Source organism: Viridibacillus sp. KH_047 (genome assembly GCF_057838945.1).
Map to the genome: position 1 here is coordinate 4,129,271 of NZ_CM174479.1, position 12,962 is coordinate 4,142,232.

Sequence of the window (12,962 nt, forward strand, 5' to 3'; positions counted from 1 at the left end):
AGCGACAACCTTTTGGTTGTCGCTTTCATTCACTACATCATAAATCACGGAAGCAAAGTTTCAACGCCTCGTTTACCGTCTCTACCCCAACTATTTCAATACCTGCTGGATAATCCCAACCTCCTATGTTAGAGGCCGGAACAATCGCACGTTTAAAGCCTAGCTTTGCAGCCTCTTGTACACGCTGCTCCACACGTGATACACGACGCACTTCACCTGTTAAACCTACTTCACCTATAATACAGTCTCCTGCACTCACAGCACGGTCCTGATAACTCGAAACAATACTTGTTAAGACTGCTAAATCTATTGCCGGTTCATCTAATTTTACGCCACCTGCGACTTTAATATACGCATCTTGGGCTTGTAGTAACATACCCATACGTTTTTCAAGTACTGCCATCAACAACGACACACGATTCTGATCAATGCCTGTAGCCATACGTTTCGGATAGTTAAAGCTCGAAGGCGTCACTAAAGCTTGGATCTCAACTAGTATTGGGCGTGTCCCTTCCATTGAGGCGACGACGCTAGAACCCGCAGCCCCTTGCGAACGTTCTTGCAAGAACAATTCAGAAGGATTTAATACTTCTTTTAAACCACCCTGTAACATTTCAAAAATGGCAATTTCATTCGTTGACCCAAAGCGGTTTTTTTGACTACGTAATATTCTATACGTATGATGACGCTCTCCTTCAAAATAAAGAACCGTATCTACCATATGTTCTAAAATACGCGGACCTGCTATTTGCCCTTCTTTTGTTACATGCCCAACAAGGAAAATAGCAATATTTTTTGTTTTAGCAATACGCATTAACTCAGCAGTACATTCGCGTACTTGTGATACACTACCTGGTGCAGAAGTTACCTCTGGATGATGCACGGTTTGAATGGAGTCAACAATGACAAACTTTGGTTGAACTTCTTCTATTGTTTGATTTAAAAACTCTAAATTCGTTTCAGAGTAAATATATAACTCAGCAGACTTCACACCCAGTCGCTCTGCACGTAATTTTGTTTGACGAATAGATTCCTCACCAGAAATATAGAGTACCCTATGACCTTTATTAGAGAGCAACGCCGAAACTTGCAAAAGTAGTGTGGATTTACCGATTCCAGGATCGCCACCAATTAAAACTAGAGAACCTGGCACTACACCTCCACCAAGTACGCGATTCAATTCATTTAGTTCTGTTTCAACTCTAGGCGCATCTTCTGTCTCAATCGAAATAATTGGCATAGCCTTTTGAGAAGTACTTGATGAGTGCTGGAACGCTCCTCTAGGCCCTTTAGAAATGACTTCTACTTCTTCCACCATCTTATTCCATTCACCGCACCCAGGACATCTCCCCATCCATTTAGGTGATTCATAGCCACAAGAATTACATAAAAATTTCGTTTTCTTTTTAACCATATTTCCTCCCACTAATACTTCTATTGTTCTCTCTATTATAAAACAAGGCACTCCAAACATGTTGTTCGGAATGCCCTGCTTTCTCAGACCTTTGATGAATTAAGTAGCGAACTACACAACTTCATCGCTAGAATGAATTATTTTGTTACAAACTCTTTAATATTAACAACAAATTCATCGTTTTCAACATCGAAAATAACACGCTGACCTGTTAGCACTGTGCCTTTTAAAATCTCCTCAGATAAACGGTCTTCCACATGTTTTTGTATTGCTCGACGTAAAGGACGAGCACCATACTGTGGATCATAGCCTTCTTTAGCGATTTTATCTAAAGCTGCGTCCGTTAACTCTAGTTCGATATGTTGTTCTTGCAAACGTTTTGTCAATTGTTTTGCCATCAGTGCAACAATTTTCGTTAGTTCTTCTTTTTGCAATGCATGGAAGACAATCATTTCATCAATACGGTTTAAGAACTCAGGACGGAATGCTTTTTTCAATTCTGACATTGTAACACTCTTATTATCTTTGTGTATGTCTTTTGCATTAGCTGAGCTAAAACCGAGTGATTTTCTATATTGCAGTTCTGAAGCACCTACGTTTGATGTCATGATAACAACTGTATTTCTAAAGTCTACTACGCGCCCTTTAGAATCTGTTAAACGACCATCTTCTAATACTTGTAATAGAATATTGAAGACATCTGGATGTGCTTTTTCAATTTCATCAAGTAAAATAACTGAATATGGTTTACGACGGACTTTTTCCGTCAACTGACCGCCCTCTTCAAACCCTACATACCCTGGAGGTGAGCCGACAAGTCTTGAAGTCGAATGTTTTTCCATGTACTCAGACATATCAACTCGGATCATAGAATCCTCATCACCAAACATTACTTCTGCTAACGCACGAGCAAGTTCCGTTTTACCTACACCAGTTGGTCCAAGGAAAATAAATGAACCGATTGGACGCTTCGGATCTTTTAACCCTGCACGCGCACGGCGGATTGCTCTAGAGATTGCTTCAACTGCCTCAGTTTGACCAACAAGACGTTTGTGCAGCTCTTCTTCAAGGTTAAGTAATTTAGCAGATTCCTCTTGTGCTAACTTCGATACCGGTATCCCCGTCCACACCGAAACAACTTCAGCCACGTCATTAACAGTTACTTTTGATTCCTCTTTACCTTGCTTTTCTTTCCAGGTTTTCTTTGTAGATTCTAATTCTTCTTTTAATTTTTGTTCAGTATCGCGAAGCGAAGCCGCTTTTTCAAATTCCTGACTTTGAACAGATGCGTTTTTCTCTGATCGAATCGCTTCTAGTCTTTGCTCAAGTTCTTTTAAGTTTGGAGGAGTTGTATAAGAACGTAACCTTACTTTTGATCCCGCTTCATCAATTAAATCAATAGCCTTATCTGGTAAGAAACGATCCGAAATATAGCGATCTGACATTTTCGCAGCCGCATCAATGGCTTCATCCGTAATTTTCACACGGTGATGCGCTTCGTAGCGGTCACGTAAGCCTTTAATAATTAGGATGGCTTCCTCAACAGTTGGTTCATCGACTTGAATTGGTTGGAAACGACGCTCTAATGCAGCATCCTTTTCGATGTATTTACGATATTCATCCAATGTTGTAGCACCGATACATTGTAATTCTCCACGTGCTAGCGATGGCTTCAAGATGTTCGATGCATCAATAGCACCTTCTGCTCCACCTGCGCCAATTAATGTGTGTAGTTCATCTATAAAGAGAATAACGTTACCTGCTTGGCGAATTTCATCCATCACTTTTTTCAAGCGATCCTCAAATTCACCACGGTATTTTGTACCCGCTACTACTGTTCCCATATCAAGTGTCATAACACGTTTATCACGTAAAATTTCCGGTACTTCATTGTTTACGATTTGTTGAGCTAAACCTTCCGCAATTGCCGTTTTACCGACACCTGGTTCCCCGATTAAAACTGGGTTGTTTTTAGTACGACGAGATAGTACTTCAATAACTCGTGTAATTTCCTTACTACGGCCAATCACCGGATCTAAGCTACCGTCTCTTGCAACTTGAGTCAAATCACGTGCCAAGCTATCTAAAGTTGGTGTACTTGCAGCTTGTGTAGCACTGTTTGCATTTTGTGCATGATCGTGACTACCTAACAGCTGCAACACCTGTTGACGCGCTTTATTTAAACTAACTCCTGCATTGTTTAAAACACGAGCTGCTACGCCTTCTCCTTCACGAATAAGGGCTAATAATAAGTGCTCTGTACCGATATACGAGTGACCTAGTTTCCGTGATTCATCGACAGATAGTTCGATTACTTTTTTTGCACGAGGTGTGTAATGTACGATTGGACCAACGTCTTTTGTACCTACACCCACTAACTCCTCAATACCTTCTTCTATCATTTCAGAGCTAATATCAATTGCTTCAAGTGCTTTAGCTGCTATACCGCCACCTTCACGAATTAAGCCAAGTAAAATGTGCTCTGTACCGATTGATTCATGTTTCATACGAATAGCTTCTTCTTGTGCCAGTTGAAGCACCTTTTGTGCGCGTTGAGTAAATCGATTAAACATCATAAGAATCCTCTCCCTCTTCGTCAGAATGACCTTTTTTTAATTCTCTATTGCATTGCAATCGTTCTCGCAACAAACTTGCTCGATACACATCTCGTTCATTTGGTTGAAGTGTAGTACCTGCATGTTGTTGTAAAAAGCCCGGCTGCATATAAAGCATACATTCGTTCAATACAGCAATAGGTATATTCTGGATTATACCCAAATATATACCCAATCGAACGTTAGATAAACAATTTGCTGCTTCCTCGCTCGTTAAAATTCTGGCATATAGTAAAGTTCCCAATGAACGATTGAGACGATCACCTAAAGCAATTGATGCATGTTCTATTAATGCTGTACGTGCTTCTGTCTCTTTTTGAATAATTTGTTCAGTTACACTTTGTAAGTCTAATAAAATATCCTTTTCTGATTTACCAAGTGTGATCTGATTGGAGATTTGATAATAATTGCCTACCGATTCCGTCCCCTCACCATACATTCCTCTCACAACCATACCAAGTCGTGGCATCGTACTTATGAGAGAACCAATTTGGTTTGTCATAGTTAATGCAGGTAAATGCATCATAATAGACGCTCTCAAACCTGTACCTGTATTTGTAGGGCAACTTGTTAAATAACCAAATGTATCATCAAAAGCATACGGTAAATGATGCTCTAATAGACGATCAATTTGATCCGCACTTTCATAAGCTTTTTCTAGTTGCAGCCCTGGCTGTAAACATTGAATACGAATATGATCCTCTTCATTAATCATTACACTAATCGATTCATCTTTTGACAGTAAAACCGATCCAACTCTCTCTTTCTCTGCAAGCTGAGGACTGATTAAATGCTTTTCTACTAATACTTTACGCTGTAATGCAGGCATGTCATGCAAAGAAAAATAAGAGAACTGAAAATGTTGTTCTTCCTCATCATCTGCATCAATCAATACATTCGAAACAGCTTTATCAATTTGCATTGCCTCTTCATCAGAAAAAGCCCTTGGAAAACGGAAATCTGTTAAGTTACGCGCTAATCTGATGCGAGTACTCATGACGATATCACCATATTGTCCTTCTTCTTGCATCCAATTAGTCGTTGGATTGTGTAAAAAGTGCTCAATGTTCATCTTGAGACTCACCTCCTACTTGCAACTTTTTTTCAAGAGCACGGACATTATCCCGCATAGTCGCTGCATCTTCAAACCGCTCTTCCTCTATGGCCACTTTCATGTCCAAACGAATTGCCTCGATTTGTCTTTTTAATTGATAAAGCTCATTAATAGAACCTGGCACTTTTCCAACGTGTTCTACGGCTCCATTATGCAAACGTTTTAAGACTTGAGGTAGCTGCTCTTTAAAAGTTTCATAACAACCAGGGCAATTAAATTTTCCCTCGTTCAAAAATTGATGGTATGTCATGCCGCATTCAGGGCAATTCTCCTGTTCCTGCGTTTTCTGCTCATTTACATTTGGTGCTGCAACTGACCAACTCGGTGTACCAAACCAATTTGAAAAAAGTTTATGCATTGAAATTGGATCAGCATTAAAGTCGAGGTTCAAATGGAAAGAATCAAGTTGTTTATTGCACACTTCACAGAAATGCCTTGTCGTTTTTTTGCCATTCTTCATTTGTGTAACCGTGATAGTAGCCGGTCTTTGTTTACAGTTTTCACAAATCATACCCTCGCACCTCTTTTACAATTGCTTGTCATATTTTATAGTCAGTAGCATTGCTTGTAGGATACGCGCGCGAAGCTCATCACGTACCGGTAAATTTATTCGTAACACAGAACGATCAAGAGCTGCTAACATCATTTTAGCTTCTCTTTTCGTAATTACCCCTTCGTCAATTAAACGGAAAATTAAATCATTCGTCATAGTTTGTGAAGCACCTTCGTTCACTTGCTCAATCACTTGGTCAATTAAATCTGACTTTGAACTTGCTTTGACACGTAAAATTCGTATATATCCTCCACCGCCTCGTTTACTTTCAACCAAATAGCCACGCTCGGCGGTAAATCGAGTATTTATCACATAATTAATCTGGGAGGGTACGCATTGAAATTTATCAGCAATTTCACTCCGTTTAATCTCAATATGTCCTTTCCCACTTAATTCGATAACCTCTTTCAAATAACCTTCTATTATGTCAGAGATATTACGCATTTCAAATTCCACCTCGCTTGCATCACTGACTTTGACTATCTTTGACTATATTTGACTACATTATACACAGCCTAATAAAAAACACGCAATTGAAATGCTCATTGAATTGTGAAAGGTGTCCGTTTAGCCTCAAGGAGCCCCCATACCTCGGAGTCTTGCTGGGACTGGATAAGCCGAAGCATTACTAAAAACACTCGTTTTAAGGAAGACACCATAAGTCTTAGACATCCCATCGTAACAGTTGCACGAAAAGCATTCTACTGTCTCAAGATACCCGTTTCACCTATCTAATATTCGGCCCAAACAAAAAACCGCGACAGCAATTGCCATCGCGGTTTTTTCGTATTAATACCATTTCCCAACAATCGGGTAATTCCAATCTGTATCATTAAGAGCCTTCACAATACCTATTACTGGAACGACAACGCCTATAATCAAAAAGACTACTAAGAATGGAAGTCCAATTAATAAAAAACTAAAGATCCCTGATACAATAACTAATACCCACATAACAAATTGGAACAATAGCGCTTGGATGGACAAACGCTTAATTTGTTTATCATCAATAAATATATAAAATAGGATTGGCACTAAACACGGAGCAAAAAAGGCACTTGCATGAAGTATCACTTTTAATCCTTTTGATTCCATTTAGAGCAACTCACTTTCATAAATTAATATACTTCTTATTCTATTTATACGATTCATAAATTCATTAGTTTCATATCCTCATCAAAAGAGGAACATTCTTTATTTCAATTCGTCCTCTGAAGTAACATAAGAAAGGGAGGAGTTTTTCCTTTGAAAAAAGCATTATTATTCATCGGTAGCATCGCACTATGCTTAATCATTTTCATTGCAATGCCTTATTGTTTATTGAAAAATTCATTTTCAAATGATTGCGAATCTAAAACTTCCTCATGCTCTAAAACCATTGAGCATAAAATAAAAATCATCAATTCAATAAGTGAGTCTGATGTCCTGTATCAAGATCAGAATACTATTGAAGACTCAACCGATAAAAGTCATAGAGATAAATTTATATCAAGCCTTTTCCTAAGTGATAACTAAATACCATAAAATATAAAAGAGGGCTGCTATGCATAAGCGCCCTCTTTATTATTTATCTTATGTTTCATTCAACGTCTTCCCGTGACAATACGATACCGTTTATGAGAGGATAGTTATACACTAGTTGAAATGAGGACGATCTATGATTCGAACCCTTGGCATTACTAATAATCAAGAACTAAAAATGGATTTTCCGCTAGAAGAAATACGAAATAATTCTTTTGAATGGTATTGGGTTGATTTTGATGAACCTACTGTGGAAGAAGAACTACTGCTAGACACATTCTTTCACTTTCATCCACTAGCTATTGAAGACTGTTTATTGCGATTACAACGACCAAAACTTGATTATTATGACGACTACCAATTTTTAGTTGCACATAAGTTAAACGGAGAGACCTTTGAAGCCGAAGAGGTTAATATGTTCGTTTCCGAAAAATTTGTTGTGACTTTTCATAAATCGCCAGTTCCTGAATTTGATATTGTCCGTTCGCGAATAAATGATCAACCACAGTATTGGAAAAGTGGTGCTATTTTCGTCACTTATCAAGCAATAGATAAAATCGTAGATAGCTATTTCCCAATGGTCTACAACATTGAAGACCATTTAAATACGATTGAGGACGAGCTAAATTATCAAAGCAACACAAAATCTATGCGCTATGTATTTGATTTGCGTAGTGATTTACTTCATATACGTCGTACCATTTTACCGATGCGTGACCTTTTATATCGTATTTTAAACTCCGAACGCTTTACATTGATCAAATCCGAACGTGCTTACTTTGCCGACATTCATGACCATTTGATAAAGCTCACAGAAATGGTTGAATCAAACCGTGAACTTACCGCTGATATGCGGGATAGTCATATGTCTATGAATGCCAGTCGCATGAACGGTATTATGATGATCTTGACCATTATCTCATCTATTTTCATTCCGCTAACCTTCATAGCAGGTGTTTACGGTATGAACTTTGAAAATATGCCTGAATTACATTGGTATTACAGCTACTTTATCGTTTTAGCTATTATGCTTCTTATTGCCGTATCCATGTTAGTTTGGTTTAAATACAAAGGTTGGTTCGACTTATTCAAACCATAAAAAAACGCAGGCTCCCCACAATTTGAGGAGAGTCTGCGTTTTACTTTAATTCATCATCTTTAGCATCTTTTAAACCAAATAACACAAAAGAAATGGCACCTGAAAATAATGCTGCACCTACAGCAATCATTATACGTGAGCTCAAAGGAACGTCTGTATAATCCTTATTCAATAACATCAATGCCGATACCACTACAACTGCCATAATTGGCAACGCAAATTTCATTCCTCGCTTACGATCCATTGACCAATACATCCTTTTCTTCGAGACATTTCTTTTATTGTAGCATGGACACCCTACAAGAACACGGTGAAATAATATGTGACATCGATTGTTCACTTCTCTTTATTAGTTTTAACAGAGCTTTTTCAATACGCAGTGCCATCAAATCCTCAATGCATTACTTTATACCTTCAACATTAACTTCAAAATTCCCTATTTATTAATTAATTATTACTAATTTCTCAATAAAAAGAAATCTATGTTATGTCTATAGATACATTAAAAATGGTAGAATAGAATCATCATAAACTAAACTTCGCTTATAGTAGAATGGAGAAATTGACGTGTCAATTTGGACAATGAGAAGAACTAGAAAAGAAAATGAGCCCTATTTTCAAACAGAACACTATATGAATCAAGTTACTTTAAACGTGACTAGACATCCTGATATACAAAAACAATTTCAATTATTAGATCTAACTAAGCAAGATTTAGCCATTTTAAAACAACTACAACCATTAACTCAGGATCTCATCAACGAAATGGTCGAAAAATTTTATGAAGCTATTAGCCAATCTGGCGCTTTAATGGGTATTATTCAAAAGCATTCTGAAATCAACAAATTAAAAGTAACATTAACACGTCACATAACTGAAATGTTTGAGTGTAATATTAATGATAATTACATTGCACAACGCAAGATTATCGCACAAGTACACGTTCGCATAGGCTTACAATCAAAGTGGTATATTAATTCATTCCAATCTTTAACTACCTCTTTCATTCATTTTGTTAATAATCTAGAACTAAGTGCGAAGGAATCGACTTTAGCAATTAGTGCATTTTCAAAATTAATAAATCTCGAACAACAACTAGTCATTGAGGCATATGAAAATGAACAAGACCGTATCAGGGAGAAAATAGACGAAAAGCAACAAAAGGTTGTTATCTCAGTTCAAAGCACGGCACAAGAGCTTAGTGCTATTAGCCAAGAAACAACGGCTTCACTGCAATCTTTAGCTAGCCAATCAGATGACATTGCTCAATCAACTCAACAAGGTTTAATGTTCGTAACTTCTACTCAGGAAAAATCTGATAGTGGCAGAGAGCTATTAGATGCTCAAACAAAATTGATGAACAAAATGTCTTCAAGCGTCACTTTATTAGATGAAACAATGAATAGACTACGTATTTCTTCTAATGAAATCACACAAATTGTTCGTCTAGTAACAGACATTGCAGATCAAACTAATTTGCTTGCATTAAATGCGTCGATTGAGGCAGCTCGTGCTGGTGAACATGGTAAAGGCTTCGCTGTTGTAGCTGATGAAGTACGTAAATTAGCTGAGGAAACGAAGAGCGCTGTTCGAAATGTATCACTTCTTATTAAAGACACCGAAAATAACATTGAGAATATGTCCATTTCCGTTAAGGATGTCGATGTCCAAATCTCTAAAGGCGTTGATATGCAAAATACCCTTTCTCAATCATTCAACATTATCGCAGAGGCGGTTGCAGGTATAAAGGAAAAAAATGAAAATACAACAAAAGACATTACTAGTATTTCTCATTTGCTTGAGGATTTGAGCCAAGGAGCTGCTCAAGTATCTGCATCTTCTGACCATCTAATTGAAATTACGAGCCAATTAAATTAAGAAAAACAGGCTGTTCGCTATGAAATTCATAGTGAACAGCCTGTTTTATATTATTGATAAAATCTCTTTATTCCATAAAAACCACCAAATATAAAGAGAACTCCAACTAAAATGATTGCTATAATTCACATCATTTCTGATATCATTTATCCATCTAACTAGACTCTATTACGCTGTAACATCTCGTTTGGTAAAAACAATATAACTAATCGCCATGAAAATTATTACGTAAACAGATAACACGGTTAGGGCGAGTGTCATTGTTGTACCTTCAACTATCACATAACCATTTACAAACTGCATTAAATCCGTATAAGTGAAGAATAAATATTTCACAATTTCATATTTGCTTAAGAAAACAACAATCGTACTTCCCATAAACCATAAGAACATTGAAATACCAATTGCTAATGCATTAGAACGGAAAACAGATCCAATCATAAATGCAAATGTTGCAGTTACGAAAATATTAACTGACGAAATCAAATATAAATACAATGAGCGTAGCCAAATTGACTGTTCTACCACTTCACTGCCATTCCATTTTAAGTAACTTTCACCACTTGTATCAAATAATATAAAACCAATAATGGTAGAGGTAATCCATGTGACTGCTGCCATTACTATCCCAAATAATAATACTGTCGCGAACTTAGATGTAAGTATTTTCCATCGCTTTACCGGTCTCGTTAATAACATTTTAATTGTACCTTCCGAAAACTCAATTGCCACAATTCCGGCTGCAATAACGACAACAAACATAGTAACTAACGACAACATACCACTAGAGCCTAACACAAAACTTTCCGTACTCATGTTATTTTCAGGTGCAATATCATTCTTCAAGCGATATTCTGAAATACTGTTTTGCTCGATTAGATCTTCTTTTTCATCTTTAGATAGACTATCTTCTTTTAGCATTTTGTCATTCTCAGCAATAACAACCTTTTCCTGTTCTTGCCAAGTCAATTTTGGTGCATCTTTCCCATCAGCATTCTCTATTTTCACAGATCCATTAGTTGAACCCTCTTCAGAACCATACTTACTGGATATCCATTTATTTAACCCAGCCATACCAATTACTATGACTATGAGCATGATTAACATAATCCAAGTGGCTTTTTTACGCCATAATTTCATCCACTCATTTTGAATTAGCTTCAGCAATTTGGCCACCTCCTGTCATTTCTAAGAATTGATCTTCTAATGTTTTATGATAAGGATTTACTGTATAAATATTTATGTCGCTTGCAACAAGTGACTGCACTATTGCTGGAATTTGTGTTTTCTCTGCCTGTATGAGCCATCCCTTTTCATGCTGTTCAAAAACAACACCCGCATCAGCAAAGACTGTCGTGATATTAGCATTTTGTTCTGTTTCAATATAATAATGTGACTGCTCATCATCTTTCATTTCACGCATATCAATTAACTTACCATTTTGGATAACTGCAATTCTGTCACACATTAATTCTATTTCAGAGAGTAAGTGACTTGATACAAAAACAGCGACACCTTCCTCTTCCGCAATTTTACGTAAGTAGTTACGGAATTCTCGAATACCTGCTGGATCCAATCCATTCGTAGGTTCATCTAATATTAAAAACTTCGGCTTATTTAGCAAAGCCTGTGCTAAACCTAAACGTTGACGCATCCCTAAAGAGTACGTCGATACCTTTTCACGAATACGATTTTCTAAACCTACTTGACGAATAACTTCATTAATTCTCTCTTTTGTTACGTTTTTATTCATACGCGCAAAATGTTCCAAGTTTTTATAGCCCGATAAGTATTTATACATCTCAGGGTTTTCTACGATTACACCTACTTTGCTAATCGCTTCCTCAAAATGACTTTGGACCGACTGCCCATCGATGAAAACCTCACCGCTCGTCGGCTTCATAAGCCCTACCATCATACGGATTGTTGTTGTTTTCCCTGCACCATTTGGTCCTAAAAAGCCCGTAATTTGACCGGGATACAAAGCTAAATTTAAATCATGGATAATCTTCTTACCTTTAATTGTTTTTGATAAATTCTTCAGTTCAACAATTGGTTTATTGTCCAACTTTGTCACCTTCCTTCAATAAATTTTTCAACCATGTAATCGTATCTTGGTTGTATATTTCACGGATGTTTTCAATTTCTTCCTGACCTACAATTCTTCCTTTTTGAAGAACGATAATACTATCCAACAAAGGCTCGACTTCCCTAATTTCATGTGTAGAAAGAAAAATTGTTTGTGTTTCTGAATCTGTAAATTGAATTAGCCCTTTAATCAAATTCTCGCGTACAAGTGGGTCAAAACCAGAGAATGGTTCATCCATTAAATAATAAGATGCACCTCGCCCTAGTGTAGCTGCCATCTTCACACGACCACGACTACCCTTTGACATATTCTTTAGTTTTACATCTAATGGAATGTTCAAAAATTGCGCCACAATACAAGCTTTGTCATAATGGAAATCTACAAATTGCGTGTCGTAATAACGGAAAAGTTCTTCTCCCGTAAAGTATGGGTAAAATAAATCCAAGTCAGGTAAGTAAGCGATGTACTCAGCACTTCCTCGATTTGCCCTTCTACCATCTAGCTGTACTCTTCCACTCGTAGGATGTAATAAACCAGCAATAATTTTTAGCAGTGTAGATTTACCACTACCATTTTCTCCAGCTAATCCAATAATTTTCCCTTTTGGAATGGTAAAAGAAACATCGGATAATACAGTTTTTTCGCCATATTTTTTTGAGATTTTATCAACTGCAATCAT

The 12,962-nt window shown here is 37.1% G+C and carries 13 protein-coding genes; 3 read left to right on the plus strand and 10 right to left on the minus strand.

Features of this window, described 5'->3' with window-relative positions; all coding sequences use genetic code 11:
• Positions 1-37: 37 nt before the first annotated feature.
• From radA to AC3IS5_RS20275, 6 genes are all read right to left on the minus strand, one after another.
• The gene (radA, locus tag AC3IS5_RS20250) at positions 38-1,414 is read right to left on the minus strand and encodes a DNA repair protein RadA (RefSeq protein WP_489425968.1); all 1,377 of its coding nucleotides are present in this window, start codon (positions 1,412-1,414) and stop codon (positions 38-40) included.
• A gap of 137 nt (positions 1,415-1,551) precedes the next feature.
• The gene (locus AC3IS5_RS20255) at positions 1,552-3,990 is read right to left on the minus strand and encodes an ATP-dependent Clp protease ATP-binding subunit (protein ID WP_227751961.1); all 2,439 of its coding nucleotides are present in this window, start codon (positions 3,988-3,990) and stop codon (positions 1,552-1,554) included.
• Positions 3,980-5,101 (minus strand): protein-arginine kinase McsB, encoded by a 1,122-nt coding sequence (mcsB, locus tag AC3IS5_RS20260; RefSeq protein WP_489425969.1) that lies wholly within the window; start codon positions 5,099-5,101, stop codon positions 3,980-3,982. The genes AC3IS5_RS20255 and mcsB overlap by 11 nt, the downstream gene beginning before the upstream one ends.
• A complete protein-coding gene (locus tag AC3IS5_RS20265) occupies positions 5,091-5,654 on the minus strand; it encodes a nucleotide excision repair protein (protein WP_193737991.1) in 564 nt (187 codons plus the stop codon). The genes mcsB and AC3IS5_RS20265 overlap by 11 nt, the downstream gene beginning before the upstream one ends.
• Before the next feature lie 15 nt (positions 5,655-5,669).
• The gene (locus AC3IS5_RS20270; RefSeq protein ID WP_489425970.1) at positions 5,670-6,140 is read right to left on the minus strand and encodes a CtsR family transcriptional regulator; all 471 of its coding nucleotides are present in this window, start codon (positions 6,138-6,140) and stop codon (positions 5,670-5,672) included.
• A 345-nt stretch (positions 6,141-6,485) separates the two neighbouring features.
• Positions 6,486-6,791 carry a magnetosome magnetite crystal formation protein family gene (locus AC3IS5_RS20275; protein ID WP_489425971.1) on the minus strand — a complete coding sequence of 102 codons (306 nt, stop codon included), beginning with the start codon at positions 6,789-6,791 and terminating at the stop codon, positions 6,486-6,488.
• A gap of 150 nt (positions 6,792-6,941) precedes the next feature.
• Here AC3IS5_RS20275 and AC3IS5_RS20280 point away from each other — a divergent pair, with 150 nt between their 5' ends.
• Complete coding sequence (locus AC3IS5_RS20280) at positions 6,942-7,211, plus strand: hypothetical protein (protein WP_489425972.1); 270 nt, start codon at positions 6,942-6,944, stop codon at positions 7,209-7,211.
• 142 nt (positions 7,212-7,353) lie between these two features.
• On the plus strand, positions 7,354-8,316 hold the full coding sequence (gene corA, locus AC3IS5_RS20285; RefSeq protein ID WP_489425973.1) for a magnesium/cobalt transporter CorA: 963 nt from the start codon (positions 7,354-7,356) through the stop codon (positions 8,314-8,316).
• Positions 8,317-8,356: 40 nt separating this feature from the next.
• On the opposite strand, the gene AC3IS5_RS20290 is transcribed toward corA, so the two are convergent.
• Complete coding sequence (locus AC3IS5_RS20290; protein WP_489425974.1) at positions 8,357-8,560, minus strand: hypothetical protein; 204 nt, start codon at positions 8,558-8,560, stop codon at positions 8,357-8,359.
• Positions 8,561-8,883: 323 nt separating this feature from the next.
• Between AC3IS5_RS20290 and AC3IS5_RS20295 the strand changes: the two genes are divergently transcribed.
• Entirely contained in the window at positions 8,884-10,194 is a 1,311-nt protein-coding gene (locus AC3IS5_RS20295; protein WP_489425975.1) for a protoglobin domain-containing protein, read from the plus strand.
• 168 nt (positions 10,195-10,362) lie between these two features.
• Here AC3IS5_RS20295 and AC3IS5_RS20300 read toward each other — a convergent pair whose 3' ends face one another.
• Genes AC3IS5_RS20300 through AC3IS5_RS20310 form a run of 3 tightly spaced genes read right to left on the minus strand, consistent with a single transcriptional unit; the run spans position 10,363 to position 12,962 of the window.
• On the minus strand, positions 10,363-11,361 hold the full coding sequence (locus AC3IS5_RS20300) for a DUF2705 family protein (protein WP_489425976.1): 999 nt from the start codon (positions 11,359-11,361) through the stop codon (positions 10,363-10,365).
• Positions 11,339-12,262 (minus strand): ABC transporter ATP-binding protein, encoded by a 924-nt coding sequence (locus AC3IS5_RS20305; protein WP_489425977.1) that lies wholly within the window; start codon positions 12,260-12,262, stop codon positions 11,339-11,341. The genes AC3IS5_RS20300 and AC3IS5_RS20305 overlap by 23 nt, the downstream gene beginning before the upstream one ends.
• Positions 12,252-12,962: an ABC transporter ATP-binding protein gene (locus AC3IS5_RS20310; protein ID WP_489425978.1), complete on the minus strand. Its 711-nt coding sequence runs from the start codon at positions 12,960-12,962 to the stop codon at positions 12,252-12,254. The genes AC3IS5_RS20305 and AC3IS5_RS20310 overlap by 11 nt, the downstream gene beginning before the upstream one ends.

Coding starts and splice junctions, on each gene's coding strand:
- corA (WP_489425973.1), top strand. CDS start 7,354: ATGATTCGAACCCTTGGCATTACTAATAATCAAGAACTAAAAATGGAT.
- AC3IS5_RS20310 (WP_489425978.1), bottom strand. CDS start 12,962: ATGATTGCAGTTGATAAAATCTCAAAAAAATATGGCGAAAAAACTGTA.
- mcsB (WP_489425969.1), bottom strand. CDS start 5,101: ATGAACATTGAGCACTTTTTACACAATCCAACGACTAATTGGATGCAA.
- AC3IS5_RS20255 (WP_227751961.1), bottom strand. CDS start 3,990: ATGATGTTTAATCGATTTACTCAACGCGCACAAAAGGTGCTTCAACTG.
- AC3IS5_RS20290 (WP_489425974.1), bottom strand. CDS start 8,560: ATGGATCGTAAGCGAGGAATGAAATTTGCGTTGCCAATTATGGCAGTT.
- AC3IS5_RS20270 (WP_489425970.1), bottom strand. CDS start 6,140: ATGCGTAATATCTCTGACATAATAGAAGGTTATTTGAAAGAGGTTATC.
- AC3IS5_RS20265 (WP_193737991.1), bottom strand. CDS start 5,654: ATGATTTGTGAAAACTGTAAACAAAGACCGGCTACTATCACGGTTACA.
- AC3IS5_RS20275 (WP_489425971.1), bottom strand. CDS start 6,791: ATGGAATCAAAAGGATTAAAAGTGATACTTCATGCAAGTGCCTTTTTT.
- radA (WP_489425968.1), bottom strand. CDS start 1,414: ATGGTTAAAAAGAAAACGAAATTTTTATGTAATTCTTGTGGCTATGAA.